Consider the following 21,159-nt stretch of genomic DNA (forward strand, 5'->3'; position numbering starts at 1 on the left):
TTAAAATTTTATATCCTTAAAGCCTATATTATTTTTTTTATTAACAGCTTTGGAATAAAAGTTATTATATATTTAGAGTTTGTATATATTCTTCCTAGATAATAGCTTTTATTATATAAACTTATTTTTAACTTTGTTTCTAAACTTGCTTTCTTACATATTTCTCTATAATAAATACTGTTACTTTTATCAAGTTTTATCCCTTTTTCCTTCCATTTATAATAAAGCTTTTTATGTATATCCATAACATAATTAGCTCTAATAATTCTATAGTAATATAAATGAATAAAAGCTAAGTAATTAAAACCTTCTCTAAAGTCTTCCATTATCTTTTCATTTTCTAGTAATACTTTTATATAATCAATAACACTTTCAACTTCAAATACCTTATTTGAAATCTTACCAGTAATGCTTCCTGCTCTTTGAAAATAGTAATACATTTCTTTATTTAAATAAGCTACCTTTGGTTTTTTTATAGCTAAAGTTACTGTTATAGCTAAATCCTCCCCATATGAAACATTTGAAGGTAATATTATATTTTTCTCTTTTAAAAAATTACTTCTTATAAACTGCAAAAAAACATTTGCTCTAATTTTATTTTCTAAAACTAATGTTAAATATTTATATTCATCTACTAGTCCAAAATCAAAGCTTTTATCTTCTATTAACTTATTATTTTTTGCAATAATTAAATTATAATAAACTATATCTACATCAGTTTCTTTTGCTTTATTATATAACTCTTCACAACAATTTTTTTTAAGCCAATCATCACCGTCAACAAATAATAAATATTCACCTTTAGCATTATTTAAACCAGTTTTTCTAGCCTCTATTAAACCTTGATTTTTCTTATTAATTACTTTTATTCTATAGTCTTTTATTTCATAATCTAATATTTTAGCTAAAGTATTATCTTTAGATCCATCATTTACTACAATTATTTCTATATCTTTAAGTGTTTGATTAACTAATGATTCCATGCACCTACTTATAAAATCTTCTATATTATATGCAGCTACAATAATACTTACTTTTGGATTTTTATTTATATCATTGCTCATAATAAACTCTCTATTTCATTAATTATTTCTTTATAATTAAATTGTAATTTTCTTTTTTTACTTCTATTTTCATATTCAATTAATAACTCTTTATTTTTTAATACTTTTTCAATATTTTTTTCAATATCTTCTACATTACATTCACACATTATTCCACTTTCTCCATAATTTAATATCTCTTTATTTCCTGTAACATTTGTAGCAATTATTGCCTTTTCTAAAATTACAGCTTCTAATAATACTAAAGGATACCCTTCTGTTCTTGAGCTTGATACTATTAAGTTTGCTGCCTTAATGTATGGGTAAGGATTATTAGTAAAGCCTTTTAAGCTAACTGTATTTCTTACATTTAAGCTATTAATTAAATTCTCAATTTCAAGCCTTTCTTCTCCTTCTCCAAGTATAAGTAAATTATGGTTATACTTTTTAACTAAATTAGCATGTGCCCTTATTAACAAATCATATCCCTTTTGTTTATTTAATCTTCCAACTGAAACTATTGTAAATTTATCAAATTTTATTTCTTCTTTATTTGCTAAAGCTATAACCTCCTCAGTTATAATTGGATTATATATTATTTTTTTATTAGCATTTTTAACTTGAAATAATTTTTCAAAGGAATTTAAAGAATCCTTTGAAACAAATATTATTTCATTAAATTTATTATAGGAATTTTCTTCTCCTTTAAAAAAATATAACTTTTTAGTCCAATGTTTTTTTAATAAATCTATATGAATCCATGCTATTTTTTTACTTTGCTTATTATTTGACCTAGATATTAACTTAGTGCCTAATCCCTCTAAAAATGCTATTTCTACATCATACTTTTCTTTAATTTTCAACTTATAATATAGCCTTGGAAAAAATACTATTAAATATTTTTGTAATTCTAGCATTATTTTATTACTAGATGTTAATGCTTTAATGTTAATATTCTTATTTATTTTATTTAAATACACCCCTTGCTTATTTAATAAAATTAATGTGATATTAAATTTTTTTGTATCTAATTTATTAATTATATCTACTAATACTTTTTCAGCTCCTCCCCCCTTAAGGTTTGGAATTAAAAACATTACTTTTTTCATAAAACTCCTTTTTTCTATTTATAAATTTCTTATTTTCATTACTTTGAAAAGTTAAAACATAAACTATAATAGGTATAAATACTATTATTTTCCTGTAAACAAATACTCCATTAAAAAAGGCTGCTAAAATTAAAACTATTCCCCAAAATATATTTTTAACTTTTTTAATCATAAATGTAATAGCTAAAATATATAAAGCCATTCCATAATAGCCTATTCCAACTAAAATTTCTAAAAAATCATTATGTGCCCATAGTAAATTTCCTGTAAGAACTTTGTTTATAGATTGTGTGAAAAATGTTCCTTTGCCAATAAATTTATTAAAGGTTGTAAATGACATATCGTAGATATATAAAATATTTTCCCACATTATATCTCTAGAGCTTGTAATATCTCCTCTACTCATAGTTACAAAAAACTTATTTATTATAGGTAAGTTATATATAAATTCTATTTTTATTTTGTTAAATAATATTGCTATTAATAAAAGGCCTATTGGTATTGTAATAATAAAATAAATTATCATATATTTTTTATATGTTACCTTATAAATAAAATATAAAAATAAGAAAGCAGATACTATAAATGGAGTTCTTGCATTTGTTAAAAGAGCAAATATAAAGAATATAGTATTTGCAGCAAAGCATATTACCTTATTACTTGTTTTTTTCAATGTAAAATAAAAGAAGATAAAATATCCCTGCATTCCAGCAAAAAAATAACAAGCATCATGGGGAAAAGATATAACTCCAATGAACTGCTTTCCTTCCCATAAATATATCCAGCCTGTACCAGATAAGAAGGAAAATAAAAATATTAAAAGTATAATTAGACATGTAATATATATTGCATTTTTATATTGAAATAAAATTTCTTTAAGTAAATTTATCCCTTTATTTGTAACGCTATAGATAATTATTAAAATAAAATCGCAATATAGCATTAATTCATTTAAATCTAACATATCTTTAAGATATATAAATTGAGTTAAAATAATTAAGTCAGTGAAAAATAAGATTACAATGTTTTTTTTATTTCCTGCTACTATTATTAATACATTTAATATAAAAAACGCTATATATGGTAATTTACAATCTATTTTAAATATGGAATCAATAATAATCATTAAAGGAAGCATTAGTATTAATTCCAACATACATTTTTCTATTCTTTTTATAAATACCAAGCTCCTTTCTAAAAACATTATTAACTACTAAATAAAATTTGCTTTTATTATCTAAATTTATATAATATATAATTTGCAATTAATCTAAAGTATTTTATAGAAAATCCATATAGCTTTTTATATTGAAGTATGTCCTTTATTTTTATATTTTTATATCTAATAAGGTTAGTCATTATTAATGATCCCCTAGAATTAATTAGCTTTACTAATTGTTTATTTTCTAAATTATTATTTTTTATTTCACTAAATTGCCATAAAATATATTCATATGATTTTAATGACTTTATATTTTCGTATATATGCGTACTCATAATAGAATCACTTCTATATCTTCTTATGTATAGCTGTTTATTACAGTATCCAACCGTATTTAAATATTCATAAGATGTCATACTAAATAATTCATCTTCATGCAATAAGCCTTCCCTAAATCTTAAGTTATTTTTATTAAGAAATTCTCTTTTATAAAAATGAAATTGACTGTGTAACATTCCCTTTTTTATTGTTCCTTTAAAATACTCATCTTTATTAAGAACATTATTTTTAAAGATTTTCTCTCTACAATATTTTTTCTTATCTTCTTTATTATTTATTTCATCTATCCTAAAGCCATCATAAACTACTAAATCTAAATTATTTTCATTAGCCAATTTATATAAAGTTTCTATTGCATCTTTTCTTAACATATCATCCGAATCTAAAAAAAGTATATAATCACCTTCAGCATTATTTATACCAATATTTCTTGAAGCAGAAAGACCAGAATTTTCTTGATTAATTATTTTAATTCTTTGAAACTTATCTTTATAGCTTAATAATATTTCTAAAGATTTATCAGTTGATCCATCATTTATAGCAACTACTTCATAGTCATTTAAGGTTTGCTGTAAGATAGAGTTTAAACATTCTTCTAAATATTTTTCTACATTATATATGGGTAAAATTATAGTTACTTTATTTTGCATTATTACTATCAATTCCTTTTCAATATAATAAAGTTAAATTATAGTTATCCTATTCCTTTTGCTGCTATCAATCTATTTATTAAATATCCCCATAATGATAATAGATATCATCTTTACTATTTTCTTCACCATTTAAAACTGTTCCAATTATATTAGCATTAACCTTTTTAAGTAATCCAATAGAATTTTTCAATTCATCTTTTTTAGTTTTTTCAGCTCTAACTACTAATATAGTTCCATCTGCCTTTGTTGAAAGTATTTGTGAATCTGTAACAACTTGTATTGGAGGGGTATCTAAGATAACATAGTCAAATTCAGTCTTTAACCATACTAAAAGCTTAGCCATTTTTTCTGAAGCTAACACTTCTGCTGGATTCGGAGGAATATTACCAGCTGTTAATATAGTCATGTTTTCTTTATAGACTTTTGATGCTGTAGAAAAATTTTCTTGCCCTATTAATACATCTGACAATCCAGTTCTATTTGAAATTTTAAATACTCTATGGACTGAAGGTTTTCTTAAATCACAATCTATTAAGGCAACCTTCTTTTCTCCCTCTGCAAGGCTTAATGCAAGATTTGCTGATATTGTTGTTTTCCCTTCTCCTGGATTTGAACTAGTTATTACAATTATTTTGTATTCTTTATCTAAAGATGAATACTGTAAATTTGTCCTTAAGGTTTTAAATCTTTCTGAAACAACTGATTTAGGTTCTTTTTCTACTATTATCATGATGTCCCTCCTTACTATCTTCCATATTTGGAATTGATCCAATTACAGGTATTTCAAGTTCTAATTCTAGTTGCTCCTTTGTTTTAATTGTTTTATCTAAAATTTCTAATAAAAATGCTAACCCTATACTGCTTATTAAACCTAAGAAAAAAGCTATTAAGATATTAATCTTTTTATTAGGGCTTACTGGTTTCTCTGGAACTCTAACTTTCTCTAAAACTTTCACATTTCCACCTGGAACTAAATCCTTTGATATTTCAATAAACTCTCTTGTAATTCCTGAAATTAAATCCTTAGCTTCCTTAGCATCCTTACTTTTAAACTTAACTTCTAATATTTGTGTATCTGAAATTATAACTACACTTAATTTGTCTAAAACATCCTTTGCCTTTAAATCAACCTTAGCCTCTTTTATGGACCTTTCAATAAAATCATTTGTTTTTATTGCTTCAGAGTAAGTCTTCATTAATGTTTGATACATTAATACATCATTTTGACTATATCCCTCTTTATCTCCTGATGCTTTTCCTACAAAAAACTTTGTACTTGCTTCATATTTGGGACTAATTATAAAAAAACTTAATATGGCAGAAACTAATACAAAAGATAATGTTATTATTGCTATAATTTTCCGCCTTTTCTTTATAATATCTATAATTTCCTCTATACTTATTTCCTTCTCTTCCAAATTGCCCTCCCCCAATCCTATAAACTGATAAATTCTTTTTGGGATTTATTTAGATTATATGATTGCACTAAATATTAGGTACCCTACGCCAAATTACATCTCTTGACTCTTATTTAGTTTTTATCTGCTTTTTAATTCTTTTTCTCAAATTTATTTATATAATTTTTAAAACGTTAATTTCCTTATTTTTTAAAACTCTATATTATATTAAAAATATTGCTATAAATTTTAATATACCTTTTCACAAAAACTCGAAATATACACCCATTAACTTTCAGTAAAGGAATTAAAATAAAGTTCATAGTTCCACTACCTTGTAAAAGCTATATTTATATTTTAAGAAACATAATTTTTTAGATAAATATACTTTTCTAAGGAATAAAAAAATAGTAGATATAGCTGTTACATAAAGAAATTTAAATACAATATTACTGTGTTAAGTTATTTAAACACTGTATATTGAATCTATCTCTTTAATGCAACTACTATATCTACTATCACTATAGTTTCATAATTTTAATTTTTAACTTTTCTTTTATTTATCATACATTTTCTTATAATAATTTATATTTATTTTTTCTTTCTTCTAAACATAGATGTTCCTGCTGCTGTTAATAGTCCACCTATTGCAGCTAAGGCACCTCCACCTATTATAGCTCCTGTATAAGGTATCTTTCCTGTAACTGATTCATTTTTTGAAGTTGTTTCTTCGTTTGAAGGTTTTTCTTCTTTTGAAGGGTTTTCTTCTACTATTACCTTAAAGGTTTTTTCTGCCTTTAAGCCTTTGCTATCACTAACTTCAAAGGTTACTAAGTATTCCCCTTTTTCTGTAACTTTTGAGTTATTATCTAGTTTTATATTTTGTTCTTTTATTTTAACTTTACTAGTTAAACTTCCATCTTCTTTATCTGTAGCTACTATTTTATGAAGATCTTTATTCCAAATGTCTCCAACATATAGTTTTACATCTTCTCCATTAATTACTGGTGCTTCATTTTTTGCTTCAACAACTGGTTTTTCTGGTTCTGCATCTTTTCCAAGCTGAACTACTAATTCAAAAGTAGCTCCTTTAGCTCCTGCTGTATTTACATCAAAAGTTATTTTTCCATCTTTTAAATTAACATTTGATATTTGTCCATCAGCTTTTACTATTTTATTTGCTTGTTTTGCTATTTCTATTGAAATAGTATCTTTTTCAAATGTAGGATCTGAAACAGCTATTGTTAATGTATTATCATCATTTTCTTTTGTCATAACTGATGCTGTCCCTGATGATGTTATAGTTCCTGATGTAGCTTTATTTGATACCCAGAAGTTTGCACCTTCCATTTTTAGCTTTTTATTTTTAACTCCATGTGCAAATTCATCATTTCTTATAATTTCAATATTTGAATTCTTAGAATATGCTTCCACTTCTTCAGCTGATTTATTTGGCAATAAAACATAACTATAATTTTTATTTTCTATGTTCTTTCCATGGTCTATATACATAGTTAAGTAATTATTTGTAACTACTTTATCAAGATTTCCATCTTTACCTTTATTAGCAGAATTTATATCTCCCCATGTTCCTTCTCTATTATCTCTTAGTAAGTTTATATTTGCTCCATCTGGGAAATAATATCCAATGTTTGCTCCTTGTACATTACCTTCTAAATAAGCCCACTTAGCACTATTAACACTATCTTTATCGCCTAAAGCTTGTACTTTTTCTGCTCCATCAACAATAAATTTATTTGAGCCATCTTTTCTTATTTTTCTATTTTCAACTATTGTTTCTGTTTCAAATTCTTCTGGATTAGTAATTCCTGATCCTAATGCTACAACTTCATCATCAAACATAAACCATGATTTATTAGCTTTTAATGAATCATATTTATTGTCTATCTTCATTCCTGAAACTCCATAAGTTCCAAGCTTAGTTCCACCTGACCAATTACTATTTCCAAGTTCATAGTAAATTTCATTTTGCTTTGTAGCACCTGGATCTAGGCCTGGAATAATTTCTTTATCTTTTCTTACTCTCTTATCTATAGTTGTTCCTGGCATTCTATATGGATCTATTGTAGGCCAGAAATCATCTGAGAATTGAGTTAAATCATTATTATGAAGATATGTCATACCATCTCCTTGGAACCAAGGCTTTAAGTTTTCCTTATTCATAAATTCATATTTAGTTATTCTACTTGAACTTCTTGCAATAGCTAGTCCATAATCTGCTCTTTCATGAATAGTTTTATCCATCATATTTAATGCATGATGCTCTGCTCCTTGCACTCTTGGAACAATATTTGGGTTATTCATCATTTCATAGAATTTATCTATTGCATTTATTGATTTAAATTTAGTTCCAAAATCTAATACGTCCTTTCCTTCTGTTGCCCATTCCTTTACTAAAGCTTGTATTTTATTTGCCATAGCTTCATCTGAAATCATTGAAATTTTAATCATACCTTCCATTATTCCAGCTGATTGCATATATCCATTTCCATTATATCTTGATATTGATCTTCCTCTAACCATATCCATAACATAACCTTTGTAAATTACTGGGTCAAAGCTTTCAAATATCCACTTATAAATGTTATTTTTACTTTCTGATTTTACAGCCCACTGTGTTCCTTCAAGTAAGAACATGATATTTGATATTTTATCTATTAATACATTTCCATAAGAACCTGTATATGCTACTATTCCATGTTGAACATATGAGCCATCTGGATAAAATCCATCTCCACTAGTTACATATTCAAAAACACCAGCTATATCTTCTGAAGCTTCTTTAATTTTTTCTGGGTCCTTTGAGTTAACCCCTTGAAGTAATTTATTTACACATACATCTGCAAGGTTTGCTCCTGTATGATACTTGCTTCCTGGTTCAATATTTGGTAAGAATTTTTGTATTGCATCCATATAGCTTTTTATTTGAGCTTCATTTAAATCATCATACATTAATATAACAACATTGTTTAATCTAGCAGGTATTCCAATCATCCAATCCCACCAGTTTCCATATTGATTTATTTTATCATTATAGGCATTTTTATTTATCCAATCTAATGCATAAATTATCTTATTTTTTAAATCTTCATTTTTATAATATTTACTATTAGGTAAACTATATGCCATAGTCATATCTACTATATTATTAAACATAGAAGTTATTCTAGCTGGATTTTCCTTATAATCCTTTAAATCGTCCCATAGATAATCCTTAGCATTATCCATATTCATTTTTGGTAATAAATTATCTGTTTTCGTTGCATATCCAGATACTTTCTTAGCTATAGTTGGATTATTTAAATCAATGTTTTTACCACCAATTAAATCTTCCCTCCACTTTAACCTAATAGATTGAATTAAATTATTTACATCTCCATTTGCAATACTAACAGAACTTCCTACTGGATTTCCATCTACTGTTACTGCACTTACAGTAGTACCTAAAGCTGTTGTAATAATCATACTTCCTGCTAAAGCTGATACAATTATTTTCTTAGTTGCTTCCTTACTTTTTTTCATAGAATACATCCCCTTATCATCTATTTTTTTCCTAAACACCCAATTTTAGTAAACCGTTTTACTACTTATTATAACAATATTATACGTTTACATGGTATATCTTGTCAATAAATTCGTTGATTTACTTAAAAATTTTTATGATAAATACTTTTGTACAAGAAATATTTTAATAAACCTATTTATAGTAGTTTCTCTAGGTTTTCTACTAATTCACCAATAGCTGCAACATACTTATTTACTATTCTATCTGCCACTTCATCAGAGAGACTTTCGTTATAAATATGTAATGTAGAATTTCTATCTTCTAACAAATTAATCCACACTTTATCATCTGAAATTAAATTATTGACATATGCTTTTTTAAATATAGTACGTGGAAATGAATTTTCTAATGTTACTCCTAAATATTTCATAAACTCTTTAAGAGTTTTATGAGTAAGTTCATATGTAAATTCAAATCTTTGTATTAAACTGTCTCTTATTATATCATTTTTACCATCATATAATTCACTTACTTCTTTCAGTCTTGTATATGCTTTTTTTAAGTTCATATATTTAAAATCAATGCTTCTCATATATAACAATTCCCTCCTTATTAACTTGTTCTATAAACAATTCATCTTTTATTATATTCATATCAGAAAAATCGAACTCTAATAAAGTACTAGTATTATTCTCAATATCATAAATAAAATCTAATAAAGACCCATCTGAATATATAGCTAAATCAATATCACTTTTTTCTAAATTATCACATCGTGCCCTTGATCCAAATATAACTACTTTTTTAATTTCAGGATATTTTTTAGATATACTATATATTTCTTCTACTATTTTTTTATCTAAGTTAAAATTTATATTGTTAATCAAGTTATCACCTCAATAAAACTATGTCCTATAATCTAAAATCATAATAGATTTTTGTAGATTTATTTTATCATTTATAGCTTTTAGTAATTATATACTATTTTTCCTTGTTTATAAATATTAATAACAAAATTAATTATATAAGTAAATAATTATAGCCTTTTAAATAACTGCTTTCTTCTTACTTGCTTTATTTAAATTGCCTTTACTAACCTTAGTTAAACTTCTTACATTAAATATAGAATACATGCACGTTCCTATTATTCCACCACAAAAATCTATTAGTACATCCTTAACGCTAGATGTTCTACCTAAAATATGTAATTGATAAAATTCATCTAATACAGCAAAAAACAATACAAAAAATAAAGAATACATAATAATCTCTCTTGCTTTAAAATTAAAACAACTTAAAGCAATTAACAACATAATTGCTAAAAAACCAAACTCTATAGAATGAGCTGATTTTCTTAAAATAAAGTTTAATTTATCTAATATTTTATCCTTATTTAAATCCTTATCCAAATATGTATTAGCCTTTGATATTATCTTAGTAGCTACCTTTGAATCCATAACTTTGTTTATTATACCTTTACTTAAATTATTTGATTCATTTCCAACCTTACTTGAATTATAAAATATAAACCCTATTGCAAAAAATACTAAAACTATTGATACTAACTTTTTCTTCAAATTCTTCACCCCTTTAATTTAGTTAATTGTAATTTATATACAATTAATTTGCAATATATAACAAGATTATATTTACATATTTATTTAATTTTTCTATAAAATATAAAAGCAGTAAATATATACCCAAATATATTTACTGCTTTTTCTTTATTTAATTATCATTAAATATATACTCATAAATAGAATTTTTAACATTTTCTCTATCAAATGTTAAGTAATAAATTCCATTAATAAGTTGTCCTGCACATTGTTCATCCTTTGGAAATCTATCTAATTCTAATCCACTTGGAATAAGGTCTGCAAAATCTATAGATAACTCTAATAATTCCATAGAAGACATATTTGTTTTAACATATGGTAAAAATTTATTTATAAGAGAATTATAGTTAGATATTGATGTATTTTTAAGCTTATTAAAAACTCCTTCAATAATAACTCTTTGTCTTTCTGTTCTCTTATAGTCTCCCCCTGTAGCATATCTTATTCTCGAATAATCTAAGGCTTGAGCTCCAGTTAAATTATATAACCCTGGAGATGATATACCTTCTATATGCTTTACCTCTTCATCTGTTATATTAACTTCTACTCCACCAATTTCATCTATTATAATAGGTAAAGAAGTAAAGCTAACAGACATAAAATCCTGAATATTTAAATTAAAATTTTCATTTATAGTTCTAATTGCTAACTCTGGTCCCCCAAAAGCATGTGCATGATTTATTTTATCCATATACATATCTGGAATATATACATATGAATCCCTCATAATAGAAGTTAACTTCATTTTATTGTGTACACTATCCAAGGTTAAAACCATAATAGCATCAGACCTACCAACTTCTCCATCCTCTGCATCAATACCAAATAAAGCTATGTTTTTAACTTCCTTATGCTTTTCTGCTACTTCCTCTGCAATACCAAGCTTTTCTGGCTCCTTTTCAATTTCAATAGTTTCTACTTTAGAAATAACTTTATTAAAACAAAAATATCCAATTGCAGCTGAACCTATTACAATAAATAATATAAATACTATACAGCCTATAACTATATTTTTAGTAGTAAAAAACTTTTTAGGCTTCTTTTCCTTATTTTCTTCAGACATTTTATTATCTCCTCACTATTTTGCTATATAATATCTTATTATTTGAGGATGTAATAATTAACTGAAAAATTAGAACTTATTGTTAATATTTAATTTCATTAATGCTTTACTTAAAATATTAATATTTCATCTTTATCTTATAGCATAAAAAGCAGTAGACATATCTCTAAATATATCTACTGCTATTAATAGAAATAATATAATTCCTTAAACTATATTTCTATTAATCTTTTAATTTAACAATATAATTAAATAAGTTTAATATAATCCAAGAGTATATATGAATTGCTCCCTCTATAGTTACAGTTTTATTATTTCAACTGTTTCCTATAAAGAGAGCATATCAATAGTAACTGTTTGGACTAAAAGTGTCTATTTACAACTATAATAATTAATATACCAATCTGTAAAGTTTTGCAAACCTTGTTCTATACTTGTAGAGGGTTTAAACCCTATCACTTCCTGTAATTTATCTGTAGAAGCATAGGTTGCTGGTACATCTCCTGCTTTTAGAGGTTCGAATATCTTTTTGAATTCAACTTTTCTTCCTAATGAATTGCTTATAGCTTTCTCTAGAGTCAAAATAAAAGTCATTAACTTTTCTGGACTATTATTTCCAATATTAAATACTCTGTGGGGAACCATTTTTCCATCTTTTTCATTAGAGGTTTCTCCTGAAGTTTCACTTGGTGGATTACTTAATAGTCTTTCAATTCCTTCAACTATATCATCGATATATGTGAAATCTCTATATAGATCATTGTCAAAATCACCATTATTAAATATTTTAATTGCTTCATCATTAAAATACTTATTAGTAAAACCAAAGTAAGCCATATCTGGTCTTCCCATAGGTCCATAAACTGTGAAGAATCTTAGTCCAGTAGACGGAATCTTGTAAAGATGACTATAAGTATGAGCCATTAGTTCATTTGATTTCTTTGTAGCTGCATATAAAGATACTGGATGATCAACAAAGTCTGATTCTTCAAATGGTACTTTTTTATTAGAACCATATACAGAACTTGATGATGCATAAACAAGATGTTCTACAGCATTATAGCGACAAGCTTCAAGGATGTTAAAAAATCCAACGATATTGCTTCCTATATATACATCTGGATTTTCTATTGAATATCTTACCCCTGCTTGAGCTGCTAAGTTTACTACAATATTAGGTTTATACTCTTCAAAGGTTTTCATTATCATATCCTTATCTGAGATATCTCCTTTGATAAATGTAAATTTTTCAAAAGGTTTAAGCTTTTCTAATCTTTCATATTTAAGATTTACGTCGTAATAATCATTTATATTATCAATACCAACTACTATGCAACCTTTTTCTAAAAGCTTCTTGGATAAATAAAATCCAATAAAACCTGCTGCTCCAGTAATTAGATATATTTTACTTGTATCTAATATTTTACAACTCAATTTTATACCTCCTTAGTTGCAGCTACTTCTGACATCCCCTCAAGAACTTTAACTTGTGGCCTTCCAATAGAATAGTACTCTACTCCTGATGATTCCATATCTTCAATACTATATAAATTTCTTCCATCATAAACTAATGGGTTTTTCATAAGCTCTTTATAAGCTTCTGGCTTTATAGCTTTAATTTCACCCCACTCAGTAAATATAAAACAAACATTAGCTTCTTTTAAAGCTTTTTCTATACTATCTACATATTTAATAGAACCTTGTCCATTTTTTCCTTCTGGATATATCTTGTTAAAGTTCTTCTTACCTACTGGATCATAAGCATAAATATCTGCTCCAGCTTCTAATAATAATGGTACATTTTCTAGAGACGGTGCTTCTCTTAAATCATCTGTTCCTGGTTTAAATGTAAGTCCAAGAATCGCTACCTTTAATCCACTAAAAGTTATAAGACGTCTACAAGCTTTTTTATATAACATAGTTTTTTGGTCTTTATTTACATCTATTGCAGCTTTAATAGTTCTAAGTTCATATCCATTTTGTCTTGCAAGATATTCAAGAGCTTTTGTATCCTTAGGGAAACATGAACCACCATAACCAATACCAGAATTTAAGAACTTGGCTCCAATACGCTCATCATAACTCATACCTTTAGCTACATCTTGAATATTAGCTCTTACGAGTTCACAAAGATTTGCTATATCATTCATATATGATATTTTAAGAGCTAAAAAGTCATTAGATGCATACTTAATCATTTCAGCCGAGCGCCTATTTACAGATACTATGGGAATATTGAAAGGTTTATATATATTCATAAGCATATCTTCTGCCCACTTACTTTCAGTTCCAATAATAATTCTTGCAGCATGAAGTGTATCATGTACTGCTGTACCTTGAGCTAAAAATTCAGGATTAGATGCTACCTCAACTTTAACATCATTAACTAAAAAGTCTTTTATAAACTGTTCTACCTTATCATTAGTACCTACTGGCACTGTAGACTTTACAACTACAAGACAATCTTTTTCTATAGTTTCAGCTATCTGTCTTGCAACCGTAGCTATATAACTTAGATTGGCTGACCCATCTGGTTGTTCTGGAGTTCCAACACCAATAAATATAGCATCTGCTTCTTTATACGCTGACTTGTAATCTGTTGTATAATGAAGCTTACCTTCAGCATAATTTTTTTGCATTAACCTTTCTAAATCAGCTTCATATATTGGAGATACTCCACTCTCCATTAACTTTACTTTATTTTCATCGATATCTACACAGGTAACGTTGTGACCAACTTCAGCAAAGCATACCCCTGCCACAAGCCCTACATAACCAGTCCCTGCTACTGCTATTTTAAACATAATTAAATCCCCTCTTTGATTATAATATAAACTTAATTAAAACTTCATACAATTTTAATAGTTATCACCTTTAATACAAAAAATAATTATTTTTTGTATGCTTAAAATTAAGTAATTAACAAAATTATAGTTCAAAAAACTGTTCTTTATCTTTATAATTTATTTAACTTTAGTTTTAGCTTATTCCTTATATACATCTTATTCTTTTAATAATATTCTAACTTTTTCGACTGTTTTACATATATCTCTCCAATTAGTTAAAATATAAATGCTATAAGCTACTAAATATATAGCAACACCTTTCCAAGAGCCAATAACCCAACTTGAAATTACAAATATTATAGTTAATATCAATTCCATTATAATATTTCTATTCAATGAAATATTAAGCTCTTTAGCTATATATATTTCTGCCCAAATACATCTAAATGCTAAAAGAAATAAAATACATAATACCGATACTGTTAGATTCTTTAAATAAAGTGCGAAAAATCCAGTGAGTAACAAACTTAAACAAAATGTTAATGCATTAATAATCATAAGTGTTATCTCTTTTCTTAAAGCTTTTAAATATGTATTTACTAATAAAGCCATTTTCCCTTCAAATAAGCACATAGGAAAAATTAAAGCCATATAAACTAAACTTTCAGAATACTTTGGTAACCAATAAGTTAAAATGACCCTTAGAGGATAATAAAATACAATTATCCCCAATAATATAACGGTAAGTATTGTTCGCAATGTCGTATATATTTCAGGTAATCTTTCTTTATTAGCTCTCTTCAATAATGGAAATATAATTAAACCAACTGCATTTATAAATGTCATCATCATATTAGCTACACTCAAAGTTAATGAAACTTTTCCAAAGGTCTTTATATCCCACGTATATTCAATTCCAAACCTAACAGTCCCAACTATTAATGAACTGGCTACATACGCCAAAGCAACATTTACTCCGGCTTTAATATTTTTAAAAGTTTCATTAAAGCTAAAAAAGAAAGTTTTAAAACTTTTAAATACAATATCCCTACAGTTTATAGCAACATATATCATAGATATTCCTTTACCTATTATGTCTGCAATAATTAATAATTTATATTCTTCAATTCGCATAGTAAGAAAAAATATTATTAGTATAATATATACTATTTTCTCGATAATAGTTGCTATTGCATAGTCTTTTATTCTATTTGTTCCTTGGAGAATAAATAGAAGCATTCCTCTTGGAATAACAAGTAGTGAAGAAGTAAACATCATCCTAAGAACAAATATTTTATCATAGCTACTAATAAAAACACCAACAAAATTATAAGTAATCAAAGTAATTATTAATTCAAAAATAACTAACATCCAAAACTGTGAGAAAAAAAGCCTTTTATCTAATTCTTGGTATTCCTTACCTCCGTATCTTAGATATATACCATCATTCCATCCCAAATGAAGTAATGCTGTATATGATGTATACAAAATATATAGTTGCCAATATCCATACTCCTCAATTCCCAATATCTTTGGTAATATTAACGTAACTAACGTTGATATAATTAAGACAAGTAAATTAGAAATAAATGTATAAAAGAAATTTTTAATTAAATTCTTTGTTTTATTGTTCATTTTCTAGTCTCCGTATACTATCTTTAATAGTTCAATAAATTGATAAATTAAATATATATTTTATTAATTTTTCGTAAATATTGTTAATTGATTTAAATTCTAGTTTGATAATGATACTTTCCAAAAACACCCTCCATTTATAAACAATCTAAAATATGTTATTATATTTAAGTTTGATGAATGTTTTAAATACTCAAAGAATACATATTTTAAAATACTACAATTTCTATAAGACCATTACACCTATTGAGTTTATTGTAAATTTTACAATATTAATGCAATATGTGAATTATCAAGGATAACCTATCTGTTATATTTTTGAAAGGACAACATATTATTTAATCGTCAATTAATTCTTTATAGATATTGAAATTAGTATTACTACATGTCTTGTGATATATTTCCTCAGATGGACTGATAGTGTTTTTATTGTAGTAATTAGAAACAATTTTGTGAATAGCATTATATATACTATCGAAAGTATTATTGCAAATAGTACATGCCTTATATGTATTTAATATATTAGTAATCTCCTCATTGACTTTATTTTCAATATACAGAATCTCTGATTTAACACCAATATAATCAAACATTTTAACTGGTATCTGTAGATTTGAAGTATTTCCAAATAAAATGTTAATTCCTTTTGATGATGCAATTTCTAACATTTTTGTATATGGCACTGGTATTTTAATTTTAACTATTTTCTTTAATATATCTGATTTATCTACTCTTTTATAAATTTTCTCATGAGAAGGATCAGGTATTAAATAAAGTTCAAGAATTATTTTATCTATATACTCTTTATCATCTAAAACATCTAAAAAAACAAATGGATTTCTATGAACACTCTGCAAAGCTCCAAAATATCTAAATATGGCTATATCTGTATCATTATTTGATCTTATATTACTAAAATTCACATTATGCCCAATATAATAATAATTCATTTTTCTTGAATATTGAGGAAATATTTTTTCATAATATTCCTTAGCATTTTTAGTTACCATTAAAATATGATCTGCATTTTTTAAAATAGAATTTTCAATTTTTTTCTCAACATATTTTCTTATATGACTTCTTTTCCTTGAAATTTCTCCATACCAAGGATCTGCATAACAAACAATAAATTTTGGTTTTTGTAAATTTCTATGCATTTTTAGAAATTTATTACCTATCAATAAATCTGTATACGGAGTTGCAATGCTGATAATAATATCATATTTGCCTAAATTTTTTTTTAACCAACGTCTAGCTACAAAATACCAATCGAATGTAGGATCAGGTATCATTCTTCCTTTGATATATGCAAGAATTTTACTTTTTGTACCTTTTTTTCTTTTTGCATTTTGTATTCTAACATCATTATTTTTAACACGATGTAAAAGACCAAATGAGGTATTATGAACAGTTAATTTTTCGTTTAAATTGATATCTTCAACTTTACCACTCCAACTTGTGGTTAGTATTGATACATTGTAATAATCGCTTAAATAATTCCCTAAATTTTTCACATGTTCTGCTTGTGAACTTGTAGCTGGTGGATATAAGTAGCTTATCAGTAAAATATTCTTCATAAATTATCTCTCCTTAGCTTTATTTTTAACATTCAAATGTGTAACTAGCCACAAGCTTATAAATACTACATAAAAATATATCAGTACATAATCATTTTGTCTAAATGACAAAAAAGCGCATGCTATTAAAAACGGTTTTATAATTATATTAAATTCCGTACTGTATGATGAAATTGTTTCATTAAAAATCATAATAAAAGATAACATAAAAAAACAAAATAATAATCCACCATCACTTAAATAATATGTAGGAAATGCTATAGTATTTGTTCTAAATAATCCATTTACAAAAAATGGATTAGGAATATTGGGAGGATTACAAATTCCAATAGTATTAAGTATGGAATAAACGGGATAAAGTGTTTTTTCCAAAAAATATGTATTTGGTGGAATTTGCTGTACGTACATATCTATATTGCTTATATTTCCAACAATATAAATCAACGGATCTAGTATAATTGAATATAATCTGGAATGAACATTATCATAAGTTAAAATTAACACATTATAAATAGTCTTATTTAATAATGTCTGTGTCAAATTAAAAAATAACAAAAATAATATTCCAATAATTAACATATATTTTTTACTTATTTTCTTTTTAATATGAGTAAAATTTATAATCACTAAAATAAATGCTGACATAATAAAATATAACCTTCTTGTATACAATAAATAAATAAATAATATATATGTAGTTATTACCTTTTTATACTTAATATTAGTAAATGGTAGTAGTAAAATTAATGGAATTCCTAACATAAATAAATATCCCCATAATCCAGCTATAATTTGTGAACTATATTTAGCTGCATTAATTACATTTAATTGAAAGTCTAATTGTATTAATAATGGAATATAGTTTTTTAAGAAATAAATTGTAGATATTATAAACAAAATAAGTAATATCTTAAAATTATTCTTTTCAACTGAAATACTATTTAAATTATACTTTAATTTATCTTTTTTACTTCTAATCCTAAATATCATACTAATAAGCGAAGACAATGTCACAACTACAATCATCCTAAATGAATATATTCCTAAGTCAGTTTTGGTTATCATTAATGCGTAAATAAAGTCACTTAATAGTGCAATAATCCATCCAATCAGTAAAAAATAATTTATTGAACTTCTATGTTCTTTACCGATTACCATTTTTCGAAATAAAATGGTGAAAATTAATAGTATTATACTAAATAAATAAAAATTCATATTTCACCTCATAAGTTAGAAAAAAATTAAAATATTAATCAATTTCACAATTAATATAACATTTAAAAGAAATTTTTATAATTTTTTTTATTTTAGTTATACTAATGAAATATTCAATTCATACTTTATCGTAATTACCAAATACACCACAAATAAAATTAACAATCTTCAAATATTTATTATTCATAGGATTGATAGTAAAAATATTACAAAATAACCTCATATACTTTCTATTTTGTAAATAATAAATAGAATTTTTTGTATCATCAATAGTTTTTTTTAAATATATAAAGTCTCTATTGCTTAATACATTTCTATTTTTATAATAATTATAACAAGTTGTTAATAAATTCAAGTAAACTTTTCTTCCTTTAATATGATATGGAATATTAGATATTCTTGATTTTATTGTGTATTTAGGTGCCGAAACATTTTTTTCATGTACTCTTCTATAAACTAAAGTTTCGCATAACCTATAAAATCCATTTTCTGCTGCTAAAAACAACCCAATAGGTACATCATGCGAAAGATTATTATCTAATATTATTTTTGAAAGCCATGCTATTTCTTTAGACTTAATAGCTAACGTTAATCCTCCGCAATAAACATTTTTTACTTGTAAGTAAAAAGGTACTTTATAAAATTTACTTTTTTTTCCTTTTCTTAAATTGTTTAGCAAAGTATTACTTTCTTTTTCATCTGAATCAATACATGAAAAAGAACATAATAAACCTCTAACATTAGCATTTTCTTCGAACCTTTCCATCATCATAATAATCTTTTTCTCATCCCATAAATCATCTTGATCTGAATAGAAAATCACATCTCCACTTGTCATTAATGCACAATCAAGAAAATTTTTAATATACCCCTTATTAGATTCATTTTGATATAAGTGCCAACACGAATTAAGTTTATGTTCATCAATAAATGATTTAATAATATTAACTGTATTATCAGTTGAACAATCATCACAAATTATAACTTCATCTGGTCTTCTTGTTTGATTAAATATAGAGTCTAATTGTTGATAAATATATTTCTCTCCATTATATGTAGCCATTGCTACTGACGATTTTAAAGTTTTCATCTTTCCTCCTATAAATTATAGATATTCATTTGACAACTTAAATTTATCCCCCATTATAAAATCAAATTCATCAGGTTCATAAGTTTGATAACCACTTCCATCAAAGAATGTTAACTCCCCGAATATAATTTTGCCTTTTACATTGTATAAATCTACTCTAACATGCGGAAAATCCTCAGATAATTCCTTTGCAATATCTATCATCTGTTCAAAATTTTCTGGTTTAGTAGGTGATTTTAACATTCTATTCTCATCACCCCTAAAGTACGGTAATTGATTATATTCTAAATCAAATATCCCAAGTTTAATTTCTTCTCCAAGTCTTCTTCCGTTTATAACATATAAATAATGCGGCTTACCATTAAAACAGAAAAATTTATAATCTATTAGATCATCATTTTCAGATTCAATAAACTTTTCTGCTATTATACGTGGCTTTATTTTGTAATAAACCCACTCACGACCTCCACCATTATTTTTTACTTCTGTCCATGTTTTCATCTTCTCAATGGCATTTTTTATATCAAATCTTGATTTATCTTTACAAATTAATACATCATTACCGCCACCACCATTTGTTCTTTTTAAAACAAATTTATTTGGAAGTTTATCAAAATTAATATCATTTGGATTATCATAAACATCATATATTTCATTTAAAATACTCTCTAATCCTTTACTTTTTACATATTCATGGACAGTATATTTATCAGCACACTGTGCCATCACTGAATCCCTATAATAAATCTTGTACCATTGGAGTTTCTCAGTATATCTAGTAGGATTTTTTAGATTTAGTTTTCTTCCTGTTTTTAATTTATATTGAAATTTAATCATTTCTTTATCTGGTATCCAATTTAATAGATATAGAATTTTAAGTCGCATATTCCTATCTTTAATTAGTTTCTTATAATCCATACTAACTTTTCCTTTCATTAACAGACTTCG

Annotated in this window: 18 protein-coding genes; all 18 read right to left on the reverse strand. The window is 25.4% G+C overall.

All coding sequences use genetic code 11. From position 1 onward, the window contains the following. Positions 1 to 23: 23 nt before the first annotated feature. The 18 genes from ACYQ1T_RS03335 to ACYQ1T_RS03420 all read right to left on the reverse strand — a co-directional run bounded on the left by ACYQ1T_RS03335 (position 24) and on the right by ACYQ1T_RS03420 (position 21,147). Entirely contained in the window at positions 24 to 1,064 is a 1,041-nt protein-coding gene (locus tag ACYQ1T_RS03335; protein ID WP_459831756.1) for a glycosyltransferase family 2 protein, read from the reverse strand. Continuing rightward, positions 1,061 to 2,152, reverse strand: a complete 1,092-nt coding sequence (locus ACYQ1T_RS03340; RefSeq protein WP_459831758.1) for a glycosyltransferase — start codon at positions 2,150 to 2,152, stop codon at positions 1,061 to 1,063. Before ACYQ1T_RS03340 ends, ACYQ1T_RS03335 begins: the two co-directional genes overlap by 4 nt. Continuing rightward, positions 2,118 to 3,308 (reverse strand): hypothetical protein, encoded by a 1,191-nt coding sequence (locus ACYQ1T_RS03345; protein WP_459831761.1) that lies wholly within the window; start codon positions 3,306 to 3,308, stop codon positions 2,118 to 2,120. Before ACYQ1T_RS03345 ends, ACYQ1T_RS03340 begins: the two co-directional genes overlap by 35 nt. Positions 3,309 to 3,385: 77 nt before the next feature. Continuing rightward, positions 3,386 to 4,303: a glycosyltransferase family 2 protein gene (locus ACYQ1T_RS03350; RefSeq protein WP_459831762.1), complete on the reverse strand. Its 918-nt coding sequence runs from the start codon at positions 4,301 to 4,303 to the stop codon at positions 3,386 to 3,388. Positions 4,304 to 4,382: 79 nt separating this feature from the next. Then, entirely contained in the window at positions 4,383 to 5,036 is a 654-nt protein-coding gene (locus tag ACYQ1T_RS03355) for a CpsD/CapB family tyrosine-protein kinase (protein ID WP_459831763.1), read from the reverse strand. Then, positions 5,011 to 5,724 (reverse strand): YveK family protein, encoded by a 714-nt coding sequence (locus tag ACYQ1T_RS03360; RefSeq protein ID WP_459831766.1) that lies wholly within the window; start codon positions 5,722 to 5,724, stop codon positions 5,011 to 5,013. The genes ACYQ1T_RS03355 and ACYQ1T_RS03360 overlap by 26 nt, the downstream gene beginning before the upstream one ends. Positions 5,725 to 6,294: 570 nt before the next feature. Beyond that, positions 6,295 to 9,246 carry a polysaccharide lyase 8 family protein gene (locus tag ACYQ1T_RS03365; RefSeq protein WP_459831769.1) on the reverse strand — a complete coding sequence of 984 codons (2,952 nt, stop codon included), beginning with the start codon at positions 9,244 to 9,246 and terminating at the stop codon, positions 6,295 to 6,297. 179 nt (positions 9,247 to 9,425) lie between these two features. Then, positions 9,426 to 9,821 (reverse strand): nucleotidyltransferase substrate binding protein, encoded by a 396-nt coding sequence (locus tag ACYQ1T_RS03370; RefSeq protein ID WP_459831771.1) that lies wholly within the window; start codon positions 9,819 to 9,821, stop codon positions 9,426 to 9,428. Then, positions 9,808 to 10,116, reverse strand: coding sequence for a nucleotidyltransferase domain-containing protein (locus ACYQ1T_RS03375; protein WP_459831774.1), 309 nt, complete (start codon positions 10,114 to 10,116; stop codon positions 9,808 to 9,810). Before ACYQ1T_RS03375 ends, ACYQ1T_RS03370 begins: the two co-directional genes overlap by 14 nt. A gap of 159 nt (positions 10,117 to 10,275) precedes the next feature. After that, a complete protein-coding gene (locus ACYQ1T_RS03380) occupies positions 10,276 to 10,806 on the reverse strand; it encodes a VanZ family protein (protein WP_459831776.1) in 531 nt (176 codons plus the stop codon). Between the two features lie 151 nt (positions 10,807 to 10,957). Further along, positions 10,958 to 11,908: an LCP family protein gene (locus tag ACYQ1T_RS03385; RefSeq protein ID WP_459831778.1), complete on the reverse strand. Its 951-nt coding sequence runs from the start codon at positions 11,906 to 11,908 to the stop codon at positions 10,958 to 10,960. A 372-nt stretch (positions 11,909 to 12,280) separates the two neighbouring features. After that, the gene (locus tag ACYQ1T_RS03390) at positions 12,281 to 13,342 is read right to left on the reverse strand and encodes a GDP-mannose 4,6-dehydratase (RefSeq protein WP_459831781.1); all 1,062 of its coding nucleotides are present in this window, start codon (positions 13,340 to 13,342) and stop codon (positions 12,281 to 12,283) included. Between the two features lie 2 nt (positions 13,343 to 13,344). After that, positions 13,345 to 14,712 carry a UDP-glucose dehydrogenase family protein gene (locus ACYQ1T_RS03395; protein WP_459831783.1) on the reverse strand — a complete coding sequence of 456 codons (1,368 nt, stop codon included), beginning with the start codon at positions 14,710 to 14,712 and terminating at the stop codon, positions 13,345 to 13,347. Positions 14,713 to 14,910: 198 nt separating this feature from the next. Further along, entirely contained in the window at positions 14,911 to 16,329 is a 1,419-nt protein-coding gene (locus ACYQ1T_RS03400) for a lipopolysaccharide biosynthesis protein (RefSeq protein ID WP_459831786.1), read from the reverse strand. Positions 16,330 to 16,667: 338 nt separating this feature from the next. Further along, complete coding sequence (locus tag ACYQ1T_RS03405; protein ID WP_459831789.1) at positions 16,668 to 17,906, reverse strand: glycosyltransferase family protein; 1,239 nt, start codon at positions 17,904 to 17,906, stop codon at positions 16,668 to 16,670. 3 nt (positions 17,907 to 17,909) lie between these two features. Beyond that, positions 17,910 to 18,896 (reverse strand): O-antigen polymerase, encoded by a 987-nt coding sequence (locus tag ACYQ1T_RS03410; protein WP_459831792.1) that lies wholly within the window; start codon positions 18,894 to 18,896, stop codon positions 17,910 to 17,912. Between the two features lie 343 nt (positions 18,897 to 19,239). Next, entirely contained in the window at positions 19,240 to 20,211 is a 972-nt protein-coding gene (locus tag ACYQ1T_RS03415) for a glycosyltransferase (protein ID WP_459831795.1), read from the reverse strand. 15 nt (positions 20,212 to 20,226) lie between these two features. Then, the gene (locus ACYQ1T_RS03420; protein WP_459831798.1) at positions 20,227 to 21,147 is read right to left on the reverse strand and encodes an ATP-grasp fold amidoligase family protein; all 921 of its coding nucleotides are present in this window, start codon (positions 21,145 to 21,147) and stop codon (positions 20,227 to 20,229) included. Positions 21,148 to 21,159: the final 12 nt, after the last annotated feature.

It is taken from the genome of Clostridium carnis, from assembly GCF_054657435.1.

What these genes read in the sequence shown, in the direction of transcription:
- ACYQ1T_RS03370 (WP_459831771.1), bottom strand. Translation starts at nt 9,821, where the DNA reads ATGAGAAGCATTGATTTTAAATATATGAACTTAAAAAAAGCATATACA.
- ACYQ1T_RS03385 (WP_459831778.1), bottom strand. Translation starts at nt 11,908, where the DNA reads ATGTCTGAAGAAAATAAGGAAAAGAAGCCTAAAAAGTTTTTTACTACT.
- ACYQ1T_RS03335 (WP_459831756.1), bottom strand. Translation starts at nt 1,064, where the DNA reads ATGAGCAATGATATAAATAAAAATCCAAAAGTAAGTATTATTGTAGCT.
- ACYQ1T_RS03420 (WP_459831798.1), bottom strand. Translation starts at nt 21,147, where the DNA reads ATGAAAGGAAAAGTTAGTATGGATTATAAGAAACTAATTAAAGATAGG.
- ACYQ1T_RS03410 (WP_459831792.1), bottom strand. Translation starts at nt 18,896, where the DNA reads ATGATATTTAGGATTAGAAGTAAAAAAGATAAATTAAAGTATAATTTA.
- ACYQ1T_RS03395 (WP_459831783.1), bottom strand. Translation starts at nt 14,712, where the DNA reads ATGTTTAAAATAGCAGTAGCAGGGACTGGTTATGTAGGGCTTGTGGCA.
- ACYQ1T_RS03365 (WP_459831769.1), bottom strand. Translation starts at nt 9,246, where the DNA reads ATGAAAAAAAGTAAGGAAGCAACTAAGAAAATAATTGTATCAGCTTTA.
- ACYQ1T_RS03350 (WP_459831762.1), bottom strand. Translation starts at nt 4,303, where the DNA reads ATGCAAAATAAAGTAACTATAATTTTACCCATATATAATGTAGAAAAA.
- ACYQ1T_RS03355 (WP_459831763.1), bottom strand. Translation starts at nt 5,036, where the DNA reads ATGATAATAGTAGAAAAAGAACCTAAATCAGTTGTTTCAGAAAGATTT.
- ACYQ1T_RS03400 (WP_459831786.1), bottom strand. Translation starts at nt 16,329, where the DNA reads ATGAACAATAAAACAAAGAATTTAATTAAAAATTTCTTTTATACATTT.
- ACYQ1T_RS03345 (WP_459831761.1), bottom strand. Translation starts at nt 3,308, where the DNA reads ATGTTGGAATTAATACTAATGCTTCCTTTAATGATTATTATTGATTCC.
- ACYQ1T_RS03405 (WP_459831789.1), bottom strand. Translation starts at nt 17,906, where the DNA reads ATGAAGAATATTTTACTGATAAGCTACTTATATCCACCAGCTACAAGT.
- ACYQ1T_RS03340 (WP_459831758.1), bottom strand. Translation starts at nt 2,152, where the DNA reads ATGAAAAAAGTAATGTTTTTAATTCCAAACCTTAAGGGGGGAGGAGCT.
- ACYQ1T_RS03415 (WP_459831795.1), bottom strand. Translation starts at nt 20,211, where the DNA reads ATGAAAACTTTAAAATCGTCAGTAGCAATGGCTACATATAATGGAGAG.